This window comes from Methylorubrum extorquens, assembly GCF_024169925.1.
GTDB lineage: Bacteria > Pseudomonadota > Alphaproteobacteria > Rhizobiales > Beijerinckiaceae > Methylobacterium > Methylobacterium extorquens_A.
Window position 1 is genome coordinate 526740 of record NZ_JALJXF010000001.1, and the last position, 18464, is coordinate 545203.

At 68.7% G+C, this 18464-nt stretch carries 20 protein-coding genes; 5 read left to right on the forward strand and 15 right to left on the reverse strand.

Annotated elements, in window-relative coordinates; translation table 11 throughout:
* Positions 1–3: 3 nt before the first annotated feature.
* Genes J2W78_RS02575 through J2W78_RS02585 form a run of 3 tightly spaced genes read right to left on the reverse strand, consistent with a single transcriptional unit; the run spans position 4 to position 2164 of the window.
* Positions 4–1245 (reverse strand): efflux RND transporter periplasmic adaptor subunit, encoded by a 1242-nt coding sequence (locus J2W78_RS02575; RefSeq protein WP_253367756.1) that lies wholly within the window; start codon positions 1243–1245, stop codon positions 4–6.
* Positions 1242–1877 (reverse strand): TetR/AcrR family transcriptional regulator, encoded by a 636-nt coding sequence (locus J2W78_RS02580; protein WP_253367757.1) that lies wholly within the window; start codon positions 1875–1877, stop codon positions 1242–1244. The genes J2W78_RS02575 and J2W78_RS02580 overlap by 4 nt, the downstream gene beginning before the upstream one ends.
* A complete protein-coding gene (locus J2W78_RS02585) occupies positions 1874–2164 on the reverse strand; it encodes a hypothetical protein (RefSeq protein WP_253367759.1) in 291 nt (96 codons plus the stop codon). The genes J2W78_RS02580 and J2W78_RS02585 overlap by 4 nt, the downstream gene beginning before the upstream one ends.
* Before the next feature lie 318 nt (positions 2165–2482).
* On the opposite strand from J2W78_RS02585, the gene J2W78_RS02590 reads away from it, so the two are divergent.
* The gene (locus tag J2W78_RS02590) at positions 2483–3076 is read left to right on the forward strand and encodes a YgjV family protein (RefSeq protein ID WP_253367761.1); all 594 of its coding nucleotides are present in this window, start codon (positions 2483–2485) and stop codon (positions 3074–3076) included.
* Between the two features lie 34 nt (positions 3077–3110).
* On the opposite strand, the gene J2W78_RS02595 is transcribed toward J2W78_RS02590, so the two are convergent.
* The 12 genes from J2W78_RS02595 to J2W78_RS02650 form a co-directional block, all read right to left on the reverse strand.
* The gene (locus tag J2W78_RS02595; RefSeq protein WP_253367763.1) at positions 3111–3701 is read right to left on the reverse strand and encodes a hypothetical protein; all 591 of its coding nucleotides are present in this window, start codon (positions 3699–3701) and stop codon (positions 3111–3113) included.
* Positions 3702–3745: 44 nt separating this feature from the next.
* The gene (locus J2W78_RS02600) at positions 3746–3985 is read right to left on the reverse strand and encodes a hypothetical protein (RefSeq protein ID WP_003605055.1); all 240 of its coding nucleotides are present in this window, start codon (positions 3983–3985) and stop codon (positions 3746–3748) included.
* A gap of 97 nt (positions 3986–4082) precedes the next feature.
* Positions 4083–5120: a formate dehydrogenase subunit gamma gene (locus J2W78_RS02605; protein WP_253367765.1), complete on the reverse strand. Its 1038-nt coding sequence runs from the start codon at positions 5118–5120 to the stop codon at positions 4083–4085.
* A gap of 68 nt (positions 5121–5188) precedes the next feature.
* Positions 5189–5785, reverse strand: coding sequence for a formate dehydrogenase FDH3 subunit beta (gene fdh3B, locus J2W78_RS02610; protein ID WP_003605051.1), 597 nt, complete (start codon positions 5783–5785; stop codon positions 5189–5191).
* Positions 5786–5798: 13 nt separating this feature from the next.
* Positions 5799–8741 (reverse strand): formate dehydrogenase subunit alpha, encoded by a 2943-nt coding sequence (locus J2W78_RS02615; RefSeq protein WP_253367767.1) that lies wholly within the window; start codon positions 8739–8741, stop codon positions 5799–5801.
* Positions 8742–8748: 7 nt separating this feature from the next.
* Positions 8749–8994, reverse strand: coding sequence for a formate dehydrogenase (locus tag J2W78_RS02620; protein ID WP_003601742.1), 246 nt, complete (start codon positions 8992–8994; stop codon positions 8749–8751).
* A gap of 76 nt (positions 8995–9070) precedes the next feature.
* Positions 9071–9706 (reverse strand): TorD/DmsD family molecular chaperone, encoded by a 636-nt coding sequence (locus J2W78_RS02625; protein WP_253367768.1) that lies wholly within the window; start codon positions 9704–9706, stop codon positions 9071–9073.
* 87 nt (positions 9707–9793) lie between these two features.
* Positions 9794–10498: a DUF3306 domain-containing protein gene (locus J2W78_RS02630; protein ID WP_253367770.1), complete on the reverse strand. Its 705-nt coding sequence runs from the start codon at positions 10496–10498 to the stop codon at positions 9794–9796.
* A complete protein-coding gene (locus tag J2W78_RS02635) occupies positions 10495–11013 on the reverse strand; it encodes a DUF3305 domain-containing protein (protein ID WP_253367771.1) in 519 nt (172 codons plus the stop codon). Before J2W78_RS02635 ends, J2W78_RS02630 begins: the two co-directional genes overlap by 4 nt.
* 8 nt (positions 11014–11021) lie before the next feature.
* Positions 11022–12032, reverse strand: a complete 1011-nt coding sequence (locus J2W78_RS02640) for a DUF6352 family protein (protein ID WP_253367773.1) — start codon at positions 12030–12032, stop codon at positions 11022–11024.
* Positions 12029–12595 (reverse strand): DUF6505 family protein, encoded by a 567-nt coding sequence (locus J2W78_RS02645; RefSeq protein ID WP_253367775.1) that lies wholly within the window; start codon positions 12593–12595, stop codon positions 12029–12031. The genes J2W78_RS02640 and J2W78_RS02645 overlap by 4 nt, the downstream gene beginning before the upstream one ends.
* Positions 12592–13350: a biotin/lipoate--protein ligase family protein gene (locus tag J2W78_RS02650; RefSeq protein ID WP_253367777.1), complete on the reverse strand. Its 759-nt coding sequence runs from the start codon at positions 13348–13350 to the stop codon at positions 12592–12594. The genes J2W78_RS02645 and J2W78_RS02650 overlap by 4 nt, the downstream gene beginning before the upstream one ends.
* Positions 13351–13515: 165 nt before the next feature.
* Between J2W78_RS02650 and J2W78_RS02655 the strand changes: the two genes are divergently transcribed.
* The 4 genes from J2W78_RS02655 (at position 13516) to J2W78_RS02670 (ending at position 18455) form a co-directional block, all read left to right on the forward strand.
* Entirely contained in the window at positions 13516–15513 is a 1998-nt protein-coding gene (locus tag J2W78_RS02655; RefSeq protein WP_253373946.1) for a 4Fe-4S binding protein, read from the forward strand.
* 217 nt (positions 15514–15730) lie between these two features.
* Positions 15731–16657 carry an ABC transporter ATP-binding protein gene (locus J2W78_RS02660; RefSeq protein ID WP_253367779.1) on the forward strand — a complete coding sequence of 309 codons (927 nt, stop codon included), beginning with the start codon at positions 15731–15733 and terminating at the stop codon, positions 16655–16657.
* A complete protein-coding gene (locus J2W78_RS02665; protein WP_012252177.1) occupies positions 16654–17433 on the forward strand; it encodes an ABC transporter permease in 780 nt (259 codons plus the stop codon). The genes J2W78_RS02660 and J2W78_RS02665 overlap by 4 nt, the downstream gene beginning before the upstream one ends.
* A 20-nt stretch (positions 17434–17453) precedes the next feature.
* Positions 17454–18455 (forward strand): hypothetical protein, encoded by a 1002-nt coding sequence (locus J2W78_RS02670; RefSeq protein ID WP_253367781.1) that lies wholly within the window; start codon positions 17454–17456, stop codon positions 18453–18455.
* The last annotated feature ends 9 nt before the right edge of the window (positions 18456–18464 follow it).

The window sequence follows — 18464 nt, forward strand, 5'->3', positions numbered from 1 at the left end:
GCCTCAGCGCGAGCCTGCGTCGGCGGTGGCCTGCGGCGAGGGCGCGACGGAGATTGCGGCCGGTGTCTGGCCCGGTCGCGCGAGCGGAACCGGGCGGACGCGGTCGCCGTCGCGCAGGAAGCTGCCGGCGCGGGCCACGACCCGCTCACCTTCCGAAAGGCCGGAGCGGATCTCGATGTCGTCGTCGTCGGACAGGCCGGTGCGGACCTCGCGGGACTCGACCTTGTCCTCCGCGACGACGAGCACGGAGCTGCGCTTGCCGCCGCCGTAGAGAACGGAGGCCTGGGGCACCGTGACGCCGCGGGTGCGGGCGAGTTCGACGCCGCCGCGGGCGAAGGTGCCGATGCGCAGGCGCGGATCGGGATCGAGGCGGACGCGGACCTTTCCGAGCCGGCTCGCGCGATCGACCTCCGGGTAGACCGCGCGGACGTTGCCCGTGACGCGCTCGCCCTCGCCGATCTCGATGAAGGCAGGGGCACCCTCGCGCAGCAGCGGCAGCTTGGTCTCGATGACCTCGGCCTCGAGTTCGATCTCGCCGCGGGCGATCAGCCGGAACAGCGGCTCGGCCGACGCGGACGTCGCCATGCCGACCCGCGCCGTGCGGCGGCTGACGATGCCGGCTTCCGGTGCGCGGATCTCGGTGCGGGCAAGGCGCAATTCGAGTTCGTCGCGCACCGCCTTGGCCTGCGCCAGTTCGGCCTTGGCCATCGCCAACCCGTTGCGGGCGAAGGCGAGCTTGCCCTCCGCCTGCCGCAGGGCGGCGGTGCGGTTCTCCATGACGGCCGCGGTGGTGATGCCGGTCTGGATCAGTTGCTTGGCGCGATCATGGGCCAGACGCGCTTCGAGTTCGGAGGCCTCGGCCTGCTCGATGTTGTTCTGCGCCTGCGGCACGGCGGCGCTCACCTTGTCGATCAGCGCACCTTGCTGCGCGAGCTGGCGGTCGATCAGGTCGCGGTTGAGGCGGGCGAGCACCTGCCCCTTCTCGACGCGCATGCCCTCCTCGGTCAAAAGTTCGACGAGGCGGTAGCCGTCGATCTCGGGGGTCACGAGGATCTCGTCGCGCGGCACCAGGGTGCCGGTCACGACCACGCTCTCGATGATCTCGCGCCGCTCGGCCTCGACCACGCTGACGGTGGGCGCCGGGGCGGTCTTCGACGGGGGCGGGGTGGTCTCTGCGCGAGCCGGCGCGAGGCCCGCGGCGGCGAGCAGGAAGGCAGGGAGGGCGAGGGCCCGGACGCGTTTCATCGGCCGGTCTCCAGATCGAGGCGGGGGAGGGGGAACGGACCGGACAGGCCGGCATCGATCACTGCCTGAAGCTGCGCCACGGCCGGGCCGGCATCGTAATCGGCGCTCAGCGCACGGCTCACAATGATGCCTTTCATCAGCGGGGCGACGGCATCGAACAGGGCGGCCGAGTCGCACTCGGGCGAGGTCTTGATCGCGTCGAACATCGTGATGAGCCAGGTCCGACCCTCTTCGTCGCCGCAGGCGACCATGGCGCCGATGGCCGCATTGCGGCTCGACTCCGCCCAGACGTCGAGGCGCAGGATCGCCGCCCCGCGGCTGAGGTCGAGGAAGAAGCGGGCGAGCACGCCCATCAGCGCGGCCCGCCTGTCGCCAGCCCGCTCCATCGCCTCGACGAGGACGGCACCGCGCTCGCGGTCGCGCTCGGCCAGCCCGAGGACGACGGCCTCCTTGGAATCGAAGTAGCGGTAGATGTTGCCGGGGCTCATCACCGCCTCGCGGGCAAGATCCTGCATCGTGGTGCGGTGGAACCCGTTGCGGACGAAGCAGGCTTCGGCAGCGTCGAGAATGTGCTCGCGCCGGGCCGCCTGTCCGCTCCGGGCGTCGATGACGGCGCCGGCCGCTGCACTCATGACGTGGTTCCTACGGTGTCCGTGGCGGCGGTGCGGCTCGGCTCGCTGAGAAGCTGCACGGCGGCGCAGGAGCGCGGCTGAAGGTCGAGATCGGCGCAGAGGCGGGCCTGCCAGCCATCCGGACCGGCCCCGGTCCAGCCGAGCAGCGCGAACCAGCCGAATGCCACGACGGCGCAGACGAGCAGGTTCGCCGGCGTGCAGACCGCCTTGAACCACCGCGCCGGGCTGAAGCCCTCCGGCCCAACGGCGCGAGGGAAAGACGCCCGGTCACCTACAACCATGCTCATGGCCCAACTCCTACGCTGCCGAGAGCTTGATAGTGAACGTTCATTCTCGTGTCAATGAACGTTCATTCTCACTGGGCGGGCAACGGTGCTCGCTCCACAGGTGAGGCGCCGGTGCCACGCCAACGTCCCGTTATCGTCGCGTTAACGAACCGGTTACCACGCAGGAATAGCGCAACGGGCAAGACCCGTGCGGCTCTACGCGCAGTCGGCACTGCTTTCGCGGCGAACCGCAAAGGTCGCGAAGGAAGAGTGAAGACCAAGCGTCAACAGAGCGCCCGTCACACACGAATAGCGAACGCGTCGTTCGAGACCCTTCTCATGTCCCCCGCAGATCTCGCTTCCCTCGCGTGGAATGCCGCGCGTGAACACCTCGACCTGTTTGGAAGCCTTGGGCTCTGCCTGGGCTTTGCCGGTGGAATGATGCCGCGGCGAAGTTTGATCCTCTTCACTTCGGCGGCTTGCTCGGCTTGCTTCGCAGGGCACTTCCTGCGGCTCGGCGCACAGACCGGCACAGCGATGTGCCTCGTTTCGGTGATGCAGAGCGTGGTGGCGGCCCGCTGGATCGGGCCCGATTTCAGGGCAGCCTGGGTCGCCCCACTGTTCCTGGCGAGCAGTCTCGTCGCCCTCTGCCTCACGCTCGCGACCTGGAGCGGATGGCCCTCGGCCTGCGCCGGGCTCGGCTCGCTGCTGGCGACGACGGCACGGCTTCAGGGGAATTCACAATCCATGCGCCGCTTCTTTCTCGGCGCGTCTTCGTGCTGGGCGATCCACAACACGCTGGTCGGCTCCGTCTTCGGCCTGACCTGCGATCTGCTCACGCTCACGGCGCTGATGATCGCGCTGGTCCGCGGCGGTGCGGAGAAGCCGGCGCCCGTCGCCAACCCAGTGGCACCGCTGCAGGGCGCTGCCTGACCGGAGGCGGAGCCTAGCGGCTCCGCCTCCGTTCCTACGGCTGAAAGAACCTGAGATCCAACGCCGCGAGCGCGAGCAGGGGCGGGGGGAGAACGACGCCAGCCACACGCATGGACCGGGCGGCTTCGCGGCAGCCGGCAAAATCGTTGGCGCCGGCCGCGGCTTCGAGCTTCTCCACCGTTGCCGGGTCCGGCTTCGGGGCCGGGGCGGGCGCCGCCGGGGGAGGCGGGCTCTTGGCCGCCGCGTTCGCCTTGGCGTTCGGGTTGTCCGCCAGGTTGCCGGTGGCGGGGCCCGGTGTGGGCCCGTTGCCGGTCTCGCTGACGGAGCCGCTGAGGCCCGACGTCTTCTGAGGTTCACCGCCATCCGCCGGTTTGCCGCCCTCGGTCTTACCGGAGGGGTTCGAGACGGCGGTGGCCTGCTGCGGCGGCGTCGCCGCAGCCTTGTTGGCCGGCTCCGGCTGCTTCACGAACGCCACCAGTTCCTGGCAGAGATTGGCCGGCTTGCCCGATGCCTGCTGCGCGGCCGGCGCGCTCGAACTCGCATCCTGAGCCATGGCGGTGCCGGCGAGAAGCGCACAGGCCGCGAGGCCGCAGGCGAGGTGCCGGATGATCGGCGAAGGCTTCATCGGGCTCACTCCCTCGATTTCGGTATCGTGTTTTTGAGGTTCGCTCAGGAGCGCTTCGGGTGCGACGCTTCACCCTCGGCCTTGCCGTGGGGCTCGCCGTTGTACTCGTCCGGCTTCGGATCGCCGTTCCAGCGGGGACCGACTAGGTTAGTGCCGGGCTCCGACACCCGCGCCCCGGAGGTCGCGAACGCCTGATAGGCAAACTTCTGATTGCTGGTGAGCGCGAACATCGCCAGCACCCCGAGGGCGATGGCGGCAATCACGGCGGCGAGGAAGGCTTTCATGGTCGTGTCTTCCCTGGAGGCATGAGCCTCGGTCAGCGCGGTTGGCCCTGTTGTTCAACGGTAAAGACCGGACCGCGCCGCCGGTCTCCCCCTCTCATCACTCCGCGGGTGCAGGATGGCCCTTGAGCTGCGGTCCGCTGCCGGTGCGCGCCTCCTCCCGCTCGACCCAGAGGTCATGGTGCGCGCGCGCCCAGGCGAGATCGACCTTGCCGCTGCCCATGGCGTCGTAGGCGCCCTCCATGCCGAGCGTGCCGATGTAGATGTGGGCGAGGATGCCCGCAATGAACACGATTCCGATCACGGAGTGGATCACCTGCATCACCTGCATCCCGTTGATGTCGGTGAGCGCGAAGGGGAACAGCATCATCAGGCCGGTGGCGGCCATGGCCGCGCCGAAGCCGGCGACCATCCAGAACACACCCTTCTGACCGGCATTGAAGCGGGCGGCGTGGGGATGACCCTTGCCGATGAAGCCGCCGCCGGCCTTGATCCAGGCCCAATCGACCCGGTTCGGGATGTTGTCGCGGATCCAGAGGACGAACATGAAGGCCACGCCGAGCATGAACGGCCACGCGAGGTAAACGTGGCTGTACTTGGCCCATTGCGCGATGGCGCCGAACGCCTCCGGTCCGATCAGCGGCATCAGCAGCCGCTTGCCGAAGATGTAATTCAGGCCCGACAGCGACAGGATGATGAAGCACAAAGCCGTCATCCAGTGGGTGAAGCGCTCGAACGCGTTGAAGCGCAGGATCTTCTTTCCCGATTCCTGGCTGTGCTCCATCATGATCCGGCCGCGGAACAGGAAAAACGCGCCGAGCGCGGCCAGCATGCCGAGGATGGTGAGCGCACCGATCCACGGGAGCCAGCGTTCGCGGAAGTTCTGATACTCACGGCCCTGCGGCTGGATCAGGTTGGCCGACTTGCCGTCGGGAATCGAGACCCGGCCGCGGATCTTGGATTCCTGCTTGAACAGGAATTCCTCATTGACCGAATCCGCGGTCGGCCGGGCGCCCATCGGGTTCTGGCCGTCGGCTTGGATCGGGTTCTGCGCCCACACCGGACCGAGGGCGCCGGGCACCGCGAGGAGCATCGCCGCCAGAAGGAGGGTGCTGAGGAAGGTCGTCGCCCGCCGCATCGGCGTTCCTTTCGAAGGGTAGTCACAGCTCGCGAGCGCGGACCCGGATATCCGCGCTCGACACAGGCTCAGATCGCGACGGTCTCGCGGTAGGCCGTCTTCCAGCCCCAGGCGCCGGAGCCGTAGCCGCGCTTGATCACCCGCTGCTTGTAGATCTCGGCGATCATCTCGCCGTCGCCTGCGAGCAGCGCCTTGGTGGAGCACATCTCGGCGCAGAGCGGCAGCTTGCCTTCCGCGAGGCGGTTCGAGCCGTACTTCTCGTACTCGGCGGTCGAGAAATCGGGCTCGGGGCCGCCTGAGCAGTAGGTGCACTTGTCCATCTTGCCGCGCGAACCGAAGTTGCCGACGCGCGGATATTGCGGCGCGCCGAACGGGCAGGCGTAGAAGCAGTAGCCGCAGCCGATGCAGATGTCCTTGGAGTGCAGCACCACGGCATCGGCCGTGGTGTAGAAGCAGTTCACCGGGCACACCGCCGCGCAGGGTGCGTCGGTGCAGTGCATGCAGGCCATCGAGACTGAGCGCTCGCCGGGCTTGCCGTCGTTGAGGGTGACGACGCGGCGGCGATTGATGCCCCACGGCACCTCGTGCTCGTTCTTGCAGGCGGTGACGCAGGCGTTGCACTCGATGCAGCGATCCGCATCACAGAGGAACTTCATCCGGGCCATGGTTCGGTTCCTCTCAGGCCGCTGCGATCTGGCACAGGGTGCACTTCGTTTCCTGCATGCCCGTCACAGGATCGAAGCCGTAGGTCGTCACGGTGTTCACGCTCTCGCCGAGCACTACCGGGTCGGTGCCCTTCGGGTAGTAGTCGCGCATGTCCTTGCCCTGGTACCAACCGGAGAAGTGGAAGGGCATGAACGCCACGCCCTTTCCGACACGGTCGGTCACCAGCGCCTTCACCTTGGCCTTGGAGCTGTTCTCAGGCCCGCTCACCCAGACCCACTGACCGTCCTTGATGCCGCGCGCAGCCGCATCCCCGGTGTTGATCTCGACGAACATGTCCTGTTGCAGCTCGGCGAGCCACGGGTTCGAACGGGTCTCCTCGCCGCCGCCCTCGTATTCCACAAGGCGACCGGAGGTGAGGATGATCGGGAAGTCCTTGGCGACGCCGCGGTCCACCACCGACTTCTGCACCGAGAAGCCGATATTCGGCATGCGCAACTGCCGCTCGTCGGGCCGGGTCGGGTACTTCGCCACGAGATCGGGGCGGGGCGAGTAGACCGGCTCGCGGTGCACCGGCACCGGGTCGGGCAGGTTCCAGGCATTGGCCCGGGCTTTGCCGTTGCCGAAGGGCGAGACGCCGTGGTCGAGGCAGACGCGCTGGATGCCGCCCGAGAGGTCGGTCGCCCAGCTCACGGTGTCGGGCTTCTCGCCGCCGATCTTGAGGATCGTCGCGAGTTCGTCCGGGGTCAGATCCTTGTCCCAGCCCAGTTTCTTGAACACCCCGAAGGTGAACTCGGGATAGCCGTCCGTCAGGTCGGAGCCCTTCGAGAAGGAATTCTCGGCAAGCAAGGTCTGGCCGTTGCGCTCGGTTCCGAACCGCGCGCGGAAGCCGCCGCCGCCTTCCTTCACGTGGAGGCTCGTGTTGTACAGGATCGCCGAGCCTGGATGGCGCAGCTCCGGCTTGCCCCAGCACGGCCAGGGCAGGCCGTAGTAATCGCCGCCGACCTCCGGATCGTCCTTGGGCGCACGCAGCGTCACGAGGTCGAACTTGTGCTGGTTGCGCATATGCGCCTTCAACCGCTCCGGCGACTGGCCGCAATAGCCCGTCGACCAGCCGCCGCGGTTGATCTCCCGCAGGATGTCTTCCGCATCGGGAATGCCGTCGACGACCTTGATGTTCTTGCAGAGCTTGTCGGCAAAGCCGAGCTTCTGCGCGAGACGGTAGAGGACTTCGTAGTCGTTCTTCGACTCGAAGGCCGGCTTCACGATCTGCTCGCCCCACTGGATCGAGCGGTTCGAGGCGGTGCGCGAGCCGTCCATCTCGAGCGAGGTGCAGATCGGCAGGAGGTAGGTGTTGTCCTGCCGGGCATCGAGCGCGGCGAAGGTGGTCGGGTGCGGGTCGGCGACGACCAGCAGCTCCAGCTTGTTCATGCCGTCGATGGCTTCGGGCATGCGGGTCACGGTGTTGCCGCCGTGGCCGAACACCATGAACGCCTTGATCGGGCTGCGCTGATCGACCTGCTCGGCCGGCAGGTTCACGGCATCGAACCAGCGGGTCGAAGTGATGCCGGGCGCCTCCATGTTCTCCTTGCGGGTGCGCGCCTTGCGGCCGCCCTTCGCCGGAACCTCATCGAAGCGCGATTGCAGCCAGTCGTACTCCACGTCCCAGACGCGGGCCCAGTGGCGCCAGCCGCCCTCGACGAGGCCGTAATAGAGCGGCAGCGACGTCACATCGAGGCCCAGATCCGTCGCGCCCTGCACGTTGGTGTGGCCGCGGAAGATGTTGGCGCCGGTGCCTGGCTTGCCGACATTGCCGGTGGCCAGACACAGGATGCACAGCGCGCGCACGTTGGCAGTGCCGACCGTGTGCTGGGTCGCGCCCATGCACCAGATCAAGGTGGCGGGCTTCTCCTTGGCGAACGTTTCCGCCACGCGCTTGAGCTGCTCGCCCGGCACGCCGGAGACCCGCTCGACCTCGTCGGGCGTCCACTTGGCGACTTCCTTGCGCACGTCGTCCATCGCGTAGACGCGTTGTGCAATGAACTCCTTGTCCTCCCAGCCATTCTGGAAGATGTGCCAGAGGATGCCCCACACCACCGGAATATCGGTGCCGGAGCGGATGCGCACGTATTCCGTGGCGTGCGCCGCGGTGCGGGTGAAGCGCGGATCGATAACGATCATGTTTGCGCGGTTGATCTCCTTGCCCGACAGCACGTGCTGCAGGGAGACCGGGTGCGCTTCGGCGGGGTTGCCGCCGAGGATGATCATCGTCTTGGCGTTGCGGATGTCGTTGTAGGAATTGGTCTGGGCGCCGTAGCCCCAGGTGTTGGCCACGCCCGCCACCGTGGTCGAGTGGCAGATGCGCGCCTGATGGTCGATCGAGTTCGTGCCCCACAGGGCGGCGAACTTGCGCATCAGGTAGGAGGCTTCGTTGGTGAACTTGGCCGAGCCCAGCCAGTACACCGAATCGGCGCCGTTCTTCTCGCGGATGGCGGCGAGCTTGTCGCCGATCTCCTCGTAGGCCTGATCCCACGAGATCCGCTTCCACTGCCCGCCTTCGAGCTTCATCGGGTACTTCAGGCGGCGGTCCGAGGAAACGAGTTCGCGGATCGCCGCGCCCTTGGCGCAGTGCGTGCCGCGGTTGATCGGGCTCGCATAGGACGGCTCCTGGCCGACCCAGACGCCGTTGACGACCTCAGCCGTCACCGTGCAGCCCACCGAGCAGTGGGTGCAGACGTTCTTCTTGATGACCGTGTCCGGTCCGACCGCCGAAGAGCCGGCGGCCTGTGCCTTGCGCACCGAGCCGAGCTGGATCGTGCCGGCGGCGGCGAGCGCGCCGGCCGTCAATCCGGACTTGCGGAGGAAGGCGCGGCGGTCGAGCACGCCCGCGGCGAGGCCGGCGGCGACGGCCTGGTGCTTGGTGCGAGCAGCGTCGCCGCTCTTGCGCTTGATCAGCATGGCAGCCTCACTTCGGACCGGTGGAAGCCGGATCGGTGTTCTTCTTGAGCGTCTCGTAGCCGTTGGTCCGGTAGAACGCCTTCACATGGTCGCTCTCCCGGTAACGGGCCTTGGTCTCGTCGTTACCCGGATCGTAGGCCTGCGCTTCGGTCGCCCCCATCGGCGAGGCGACGGCCGCCGCGGCGGCCACCGTGCTGCCGCCGAGCGCCCGAAAGAACTGGCGACGACCGAGCGTCTTCGGATCCTGTCGCATCACCCTCGTCTCCTCCGGCGGCTGCCTGCTTGGGGGCAACGCGCCTCGATTCCATTTGTCACGACGGAGAAGCCTTTCAGCCTTCCATGGCGAAGGCTTCCGCCTCGATCTCGATGAAGGCGCGGCCGAGCCCACCGACCGCGCGGTAGAACCGGCCCGCCTTCGCGTTCTCCAGGTCGGCGAAGAAACGGTCCGCCCAGGGCATGATGTGCCGGGCGAAGAAGCGCGCCTGCATGCCGGGCTCCGCCTCGAACCGCCCCGCCGCGAGCCCGGCCATCACCTCAAGGAGGATCGCGAGATGATCCTCCGGCTCGCTCATCGATTCGTCCCGCTCGATGCCGAGCGCGGAAAAATCCTCGCGCACGCGGGCGAGCGGACGCTCGTTGAGAAAGCCGGTGAGATAGTAGGAAGCGTATGGCAGGAGTTCGCCGCGGCCGACGCCGATGAACAGCGCGAAGTACTCGCGCTCGACCGTGTCCGTATCGGTCTCCGCCGCCGCACGGCGCAGGGCCGCGACCTGCCGGCCGAGAACCCCATCGCCCTCTTTCAGCCCGGCGAGTGCCGCGAGCAGCGCCGAACCCGGCGCCCGGCCGAGCAAGGCAGCCAGGAGGTCGTATTGCTGCGCGCGCAGGAGGTCGATGTCGTCCGCAACGCCGACGACCCCAGACACCTCATCTCCCGGAAGTGCCATCACCGACGCGACCGAACTCATCGTTTTCCTCGGGCCCGCCTGCAGGACCGCTTGTTTGGACCGATAATAAAAAGCGTTTTGCTTTGCCGCAATCGAAATGCGCGTGAATTACGAGGGCATCGCACCACCATGGCGCCGCAGGCGGGGCCGGGGGAGGGTAGGCCGTACGACTTCCGGGGCGTCGATGTCGGCGGCCGCTGCCGGGGCGTGCATCTCCGGAGGCGATAGCGGCACAGGTTCGGTTGCGGTGTCGGGTTCAGCGGGCGCCGCACCGGCGATCTCCACGGGCTCGTCGGACGAAGCCATCGGCACCTCCTCCGGCTCCGTGCCCGGTTCCTCCTCGGTTGCCACGGGGACGCCGTCGATGATCCGCTTCAGCATCGCCTTCACGTCGTCGGTTGGCAGGAGCGGACCCATGCCCGGCACGCCGCCTGGCGTGTTCCAGTCATAGGCGTATTCTCGCGCCTCGCTGACGAAGTCGCGGATCGCCGGATCGAGCGACCACATCCGCCGCAGGGCCGCGTTGCGCAGGGCCGTCGGCACGCCGGCCTGGAGGAAGGCGGTGAGATCGGTCTCGGGCGTCAAGGCGTCGAGAGAGGGAAGTTTTGCCAGAAGATCATCCGGCCCCGCCTCCGCTTCGTTGCCGGTTAGGGCGACGGGCTGCAGCGCAGGTGATTCTTCCCCAACCTGTGCTCCTGCGTCGAGAGCGGCTTCCGCCTCCGTCCCGTCCGTGATCGCGGGCGCAACAATCCGCTCGGTGGCGCGCATGGCCTCCTTGCGGCGGGCCCAGCGGGAGAGGAAGCTGCCGCTCATTCCGGTTTCCCCTGTGTGCCGGGCGCGCGGCGTGCCAGGGCCTCGGGGTCCGCCCGGTCGCGCTTCCGCTTCTCGAACTTGCGCTCGATGTGGAAGGCCTCGAAGAAGGCGAGCAGCTTGGCCTGCACCTCGGGCGGCATCGGCACCGCCTCGACGATCTCGCCGATGCCCTCGGCCATCGATTCGCCCTCGTAGGGATCGGCGGTCACGCTCGCCACTGTGTAGGTGTCCTCGGACGTGGCGTGCAGCGTGACCCAGAGCGAGGGGCGGCCGGAGACGAGGTTGTCGCGGTAATGCGCCGTCTCGGCGATGTGCAGCGTGACCTCGTGGGCGCCAGCGTAGAAGGTCGCCTCCTCCTCGGTCTCGGAGAGCTGGGTCCAGGGCGCGGTTTCGGGCGCCGCCGGCAGCGCCTCGACCGGCATCCAGGCATGGCTCGCCCACGGCCCCTTCAGGCGGCGGCGCGCCACGATGATGCCGACCTCGAAGCGGTCGTCCGGGATCTGTTCCGGTGTCATGTCCGACCTCACGCGGCGGCCCGGTCGGAGGCCAGCGGCAATCCGACGACGAGGTTCTGTGGCTTGAACTGCACGGTCTTGTCCGGCGTCATGGCGAGCAGAAGATAGACCGGCCGCTCTCCGACCCGGGGATCGACGCGGGCCGGATCGGCGAAGGTGAGGCTGAACACCGCGATCACCCGCTCGCGGGCAGCCTCGTCCAGCGTCTCGCCGCGCCAGAGCGCGTTGCCGATCCGCGTGCCCTCCGCATCGAGCCCGACGAACCAGCGCCAGTCGGGATCCTCCAGCCGGTCGAGGGGCGTCACCGTCACCTCCGCGTTGAGGAGGTGGCGCACGAACGCCTCGATCGCCCGCGCCAGCCCCGCCCGGCTTCGGCCGCTTGTGCCGAGATTGAGCGCCATGGTGAAGGCGTCCGACCGGCTCCAGTAGGTCCAGGCGTTCTCCTCGTTCAGCACGTCGAGTTCGTTCGCCGCTTCCTTGCCGAGCATCGTCACCAACGGCGAGAGCGGCGCACCGCCCTCCCGCGCCTCGATCACCTCGGCGTCCGCCAGCAGCACCGCGCTCTCGTGCAGGCTGGCGCGCTGCGAGCGGAAGAACAGTTCGGCGGCGCGCAGCACGAACGGGTCCTCGCAAGCATCGAGCGCGTTGCGCAGGATGAGATGCACGAGCTGGGTGAGAAACAGCCCCGGCACGCCCTGCAACCCGCCGCGCACGAGGGCGAGATAGGCCGCCTCCACCGAGCGGGCCGTAAGCAGCAGCTCGCGGAAGGCGAGCATCACCTCCCAGTTCTCCCGCGCATCCGCGTCCGCGATTTCTCGGAGTTCGCTACTCGAGACCGGCCGGCGCGGATCGGAAAGAAGGCCCGCGTGCAGCGCGCGTTCGGCCACGCAGGATTCCTCCGGCGGCACCAGTTCGGGGCGCGCGAGATAGGCGAGGATCAGCTCGTCCGTGACGGCGAGCCCGCCCCCTTCGGTGCGCTGCGTCAGGTGGTGGCCGCTCGATACCCAGAACTCGGTCATGCTCTCTCGGCCCCCGCGGAGGCGTTGCTCAGAAGTCCGACGAGGTCGGCCTGTTCGTCGGGCCCGTCCTCGTCGGTCTCGACGAAGTGGAAGGCGCGCCCGTGCAGCGGGTCGGCGCCGGGTACGCGCTGGTGCAGGGTGCGGAACTCCTCCGCGATCTCGCCGTCGCGCTCGCTCCGGTGCATCGCCACGACGCTGCCGACCGGCAGGTTGCACAGCGAGGCCGCGACCTCGATCTCCTCGCGCGCCGCGGCGCGGGCCGCCTCGCGATTCGGTGCGCCGAAGCGCTCGTGGATGTGGCGGGCGAGATCCTCGACCGCCGCCGCGCGCTCGGCGTCGCTCGCCTCGCTGACGACGACGAGGGTCGAGAAGCCGAGCGAGCGCACGCCGACGAAGCCGGAGCGGAACGCCGCCCGCTCCTTGCCCGCGAGTGCGGAGAGGTCGGCATCGAAAAACAGGAACGAGCCCGTCACCGCCCACTCTCCGGCCTCGGCGGCCCGCGCGAAGACGAAGGTGTCAGAGGGGTCGAGCCGCAGGGTCCGCGGCAGCTTGCCCGCACTCAAAGCCGCACCGCGCCGGTGTCCGAATCGCGCCAGGAGGGGGAGATCAGCGCCGGCAGCAGCTTCAGGGTTTCGCTGCGGCCGTCGGCGTGAACGAGCCGGGTATCGCCGCTCGGTTCGATCGTCGCCCGCACGCCCGGCGGCAACACGAGGCGAGTGAGATAGCGCCCCGTCGAGCGCGCGGCGCCGTCCTCGTCCCAGATCTCGAACGCCTTCGTGAGATGGCGGGCGAAGCTCTCGACCAAGGGCTCGCGCAGGTCCTTGGGGAAGCCCTCTTCCTCCAGCGAGGTCGAGTCGGGCGTAAGGCCGGGGTCGCCCGCATCCCGCTTCGAGGCGATCAGCATCGCCGAGAAGACGAGCCAGTCCGGCGTCTCGGCCCCCTCGCAGCCTTGAGGCCAGTGCAGCGCGCCGCCGCCGAGACGGGCGCCGTTGAAGCTCAGCGTGTCGGGCCAGTGGAACGTCACCGGAATCTCCGGCGGCCCGAACGCGCCGACCGCGTCGGCGAGCGCCTGCATCCCGACGAAGAAGGCGCGGCGCGCCGTAGCCAGCGGCTCGGTCGGCGCCAGCACCACCGCGAAGGCGATGACGTCGTCGCGCTCTTCCATGAGGAGAGTGGCGGCGTCGGCCTCGCCGCTCTCCGCCATCCGGCAGGCCAGCCCCGCCGCGGAGCCCGCTGCAACGAGACCGGTGAAGGCCGGCGGCAGGACAAGCGGCGCGAGGCGCAGGCCCGGCGATCCGATATCGAGGGGGAGGGTCATAGGCGATCTCGGGCGAGGCACCTGCGCTCGCATGTCCGTTCGTCGTTTTAGAATGATACGAGTATAGGGAAGGCAGGCTTCCGCGCGAAGGCCCTCGCGCTCCCCATCGTCTCAGGTTCAATCGTGTCCGATCGTCTCGTGTTCGCCTGTTCCTGCGAGAAGACGATGCCGCTCGATGTCGCGGCCCTGGAAAAGGGTTGCGGCTCCCGCGTGCGCACCGCCGACCAGCTTTGCGGGCGAGAACTCGACCGTTACCGTGAGGCCCTGGCCACGGGCCTTCCCGTCACGGTCTCCTGCACGCTTCAGGCGCCACTCTTCGAGGAAATCGCCGCCGAGATGGAGGCGGAGGAGCGCGTCACCTTCGCCAAGATCCGCGAAACCGCCGGCTGGTCGTCCGAGGCCGATCGGGCCGGTCCGAAGATGGCGGCCTTGCTCGCCGCGGCGGCGGAGGCGGTCCCCGCCGCCGGCACGGTACCGCTGGAGAGCCGCGGCGTTGCCCTGATCTACGGGCGCGACGAGGCGGCGATCGAGGCAGGGCGGCGTCTGGCCGAGCATCTCGACGTCACCGTGCTCCTGAGCCGACCCGGCGAGGTCGCGCCGCTCCACCGCAACGAGTTCCCGGTGATCCGCGGCACGGTGCGTGGGGCGACGGGCCATCTCGGCGCGTTCGACCTTCGCATCGACGACTACGCCCTGCCGGCACCGTCCTCGCGCACGCATCTCGTGTTTGGGGCAGGGCGCGATGGGGCGGTCTCGACCTGCGACCTGATCCTCGACCTCACCGGCGGCACGCCGCTCTTCCCCGCGCACGAGTTGCGCAGCGGCTACCTGCGCGCCGACCCGCGTGACCCGGCGGCGGTCGAGCGCGCGGTGATGGCGGCTTCCCACCTCGTCGGCGAGTTCGACAAGACCCGCTTCATCGATTTCCGCGGCGATCTGTGCGCCCATTCCCGCTCGCGCATCACCGGCTGCACCCGCTGCCTCGACGTCTGCCCGACCGGGGCGATCGCGCCGGCCGGCGACACGGTGGCGATCGATCCTTATGTCTGCGCCGGTTGCGGAAGCTGCGCCGCCGTCTGCCCGACGGGGGCCGCCAACTACGCCCTGCCGCCGGCCGACGCGCTGATGCGCCGCCTGCGCAGCCTGATGCGCGCCTACCGGGCCGCCGGCGGCGCGGACGCGGTGGTGCTGTTCTATGACGGCGACCACGGCGAGCCGCTGATCGACGCGCTCGGCCGCTACGGCGAGGGCCTGCCGGCCCATGTCCTGCCGGTGCGGGTCAACGAAGTGACGCAGTTCGGCCCCGAGGTTCTGGCCGCGCTGTTCGCCTACGGTGCGGCCGGGGTGCGGGTGCTCGTGCGCGAGCGCCCCAAGCACGACCTCGACAGCTTGCACCGCACCGTGGCGCTTGCCCGGACGCTGGCCGACGCCCTCGGCTACGGCAGCGGCACGGAGGCGCCGACCGTCGCCCTGATCGAGACCGACGACCCCGACGCGCTCGGCGCGGCGCTCCGCTCGGCCGTCCCCGGCCGTGCGACTGCGGCACCGGCCGGTTTCGTGCCCGTCGGCAGCAAGCGTGAGATGCTGCGCCTCGCCTTTCGCGAGATGCATGCGGTCGCGCCCACCCCGGTCGCCGCGGTGCCGCTGGCCGCCGGGGCGCCGTTCGGCGGGCTGAACTTCCGCACCGAGGATTGCACGCTGTGCCTCTCCTGCGTCGGCGCCTGCCCGACCCATGCCCTGTCGGACAGCTCGGAGCGACCGTTGCTGGCGTTTGAGGAGAGCCTGTGCGTGCAGTGTGGCCTGTGTGCGGCCACCTGCCCGGAGGACGTCATCAGCCTGAAGCCGCAGATCGACTTCGAGGCGTGGAGCGAGCCGCGCCGGATCGTGAAGGAGGAGGAGCCGTTCTGCTGCATCACCTGCGCCAAGCCGTTCGGCACCCGCGCCACGATCGAGCGGGTGATCGGCAAGCTGCGCGAGCGGCACTGGATGTTCTCCGGCGAGGCCGGCGAGCAACGCATCCGCTCGCTGATGATGTGCGACGATTGCCGCGTCGAGGCGGCGCTGACGCAGGGTTTCGACCCGCACGCCGCGCCGCCGGCCAAGCCGCGCACCACCGAGGATTACCTGCGCGAGCGGGAGGCGGCCGGACGGCTGCCAGGATGATCCAAAAAAACGACCCGCCATCGCATCGAGGGCAGGTCGGGTCAGGGGTGTTTTGTCGCAGGAGAACAATTCGTCAAATCCCGGAGCGGAGACCGGTTCCGCGGACCGGGCACTGAGGGCGAAGAAAACAGCGGGAAATGTAACCGGCGACCGGCAGGGTTCACCGGTTCTGTCGCCGTGCTATAGGGCGGCCCCCATCCGCCAATCCCGAGCCCCGATGCCACCGATCGTCTCGATCGCGAACCTCTCGAAGGTGTACGCGTCGGGGTTGCACGCCCTGCGCGACGTGAACCTCGACATCGCCAAGGGCGAGATCTTCGCGCTGCTGGGGCCGAACGGCGCCGGCAAATCGACTCTCATCAACATCGTCTGCGGGATCGTCACGCCGAGCACGGGCCAGATCCGCGTCGGCGGCCACGACATCCTCGGCGACTATCGCGCCGCGCGCCGGATGATCGGACTGGTGCCGCAGGAACTCACCACCGACGCCTTCGAGAAGGTGTGGGACACGGTTAGCTTCAGCCGCGGCCTGTTCGGGCTGCCCAAGAACCCGGCCCATATCGAGCGAGTGCTCAGGGATCTCTCCCTGTACGACAAGCGCGAGAGCCGCATCATGCAGCTCTCCGGAGGCATGAAGCGTCGGGTCCTGATCGCCAAGGCGCTCGCCCACGAGCCGCAGGTGCTGTTCCTCGACGAGCCGACGGCCGGCGTCGACGTGGAGCTGCGCCAGGACATGTGGCGCCTCGTGCGCCGCCTGCGCGAGCAGGGCGTCACGGTCATCCTCACCACGCACTACATCGAGGAGGCCGAGGAGATGGCCGACCGGGTGGGCGTGATCCGCAAGGGCGAGATCATCCTCGTCGAGGACAAGGTCGAGCTGATGCGCAAGCTCGGCAAGAAGCAGCTCATCCTGCACCTGCGCGAGCCGGTTAGCGTCCTGCCGGAGAACCTCGCGCGTCACGACCTCCACCTCGGCGCGGACGGGCGCAGCCTCGTCTACACCTACGACACGCGGCGCGAGCGCACCGGTATCACCGGCCTGCTCGGCGAGCTGGCCGATGCCGGCATCGCGTTTACCGACCTCGATACCAGCCAGAGCTCGCTCGAAGACATCTTCGTCGATCTCGTCCGCGAGCGCGCATGATGGGCGTATCCATGCTGAACGTCCCGGCGGTCCTCGCCATCTACCGCTTCGAGATGGCCCGGTTCTGGCGCACAGCGCTGCAGAGCATCGTCGCGCCGGTGATCTCCACTTCGCTCTATTTCGTGGTGTTCGGTGCCGCCATCGGCTCGCGGATGCAGACGGTCGACGGCGTTCCCTACGGCGCCTTCATCGTGCCGGGGCTGATCATGCTCTCTCTGCTGACGCAGAGCGTCTCGAACGCGGCCTTCGGCATCTACTTCCCGCGCTTTGCCGGCACGATCTACGAGCTGCTCTCGGCGCCGATCTCGCCGTTCGAGGTGGTGCTGGGCTACGTCGGCGCGGCGGCGACGAAGTCGATCATCATCGGCCTCATCATCCTCGCCACGGCCTCGCTCTTCGTGCCGCTGCACATCGAGCACCCGTTCTGGATGGTGTTCTTCCTGCTGCTCACGGCGTTGACCTTCAGCCTGTTCGGCTTCGTGATCGGCCTTTGGGCGGACGGGTTCGAGAAGCTGCAACTGGTGCCGCTCCTCATCGTCACGCCGCTGACATTCCTCGGCGGCAGCTTCTACTCCATCGACATGCTGCCCCCGTTCTGGCGTGCGGTGACCCTGTTCAACCCGGTCGTCTACCTCGTCAGCGGCTTCCGCTGGGCCTTCTTCGGCAAGGGCGACGTGGCGGTCGGCGTCAGCATCGCCGCGACGCTGGCGTTCCTCGCGCTGTGCCTCGGGCTCGTGACCTACATCTTCCGCACGGGGTACCGGCTGAAGAGCTGACGGGATGGCAGAGGGGGAAGATGGCGCAGGATTCCTACATCGTCACGCGCGACAGCCTTCCGGCCGCCTTTGCGCCGGGGCACGAACCGCCCCCGCTCCTCCTCGACTTCGCCGATTGGCTCGACGGGCGGCCCTGGGGTAGCCTCGGCTGCTTCCGCTTGCAGGGAACCCTCAGCGACGAGGCACCGATCGTCGACGGCAGCGCCCTTCGCAGGGAATTCTCGCTGTTTCTGTATCTGCCCGACGGCTCGCTCGTCGGCTTCTGGCATCCGAAGGGCGCGGCGACAGCGGCGAGCCCCATCGTCGGCCTCGGCTCCGAGGGCGATGCGGCGGTGCTCGCGGGTTCACTCGAAGGCTTTCTGGCCAAGCTCGCCCGCGATGCGTTTTCGGGGACGGCCTGGAGCGATCTCGCCGTCGACGAGGATGAGGAGGAAGACGAAGACGAGGCTGGGGCCGCGCTGGAGGATGGGCGCGAAGCCCTCGCCGCATGGCTCGGTGCGCGCATCGGCTCGGAGCGCCTGAACGAACTGGCGAATGAGACCTGCAACCCAACCGTGTTCGCAGCGCGGATGGAAGCCTGGATGCACGAGCGCGAGGCCTACTGGGCCGAGCATCCGATCCTGATCGAGATCGGACGCGCGTTGGCTGCCCATCGTCCGCCCGGCAAGACCCCGTGGGATCGGACCCGGCTCAGAGCCGCCGTCGTCGGTGCGCTCTGCGAGGTGCAGGTCTATCGCCGCGGGCCGCAGCCCGTCCAAGAGGCCGCCGCCGTCGAACCGCTTCTGCGCGCCCTGCGCGATGAGCAGCACCGGTCCGATCCCGAACTCGGCCTCTGGTTCGAGGTGCATCTGTCGCTCGATGCGCGGGGCCGCATCCTGCCCCGCTTCGACTATCAGAGCCGGCCGAGCCTCGGCGGCGCTCCGGCGTCGGTCTCGGAGGCGCAGACCGATCTCGCACGGGCGCCGCGTCCTCAGCCGTGGATTCCGGATTGGCTCGCCCATCCGACCCCGGAACCGCGCTGAAACCCGCAC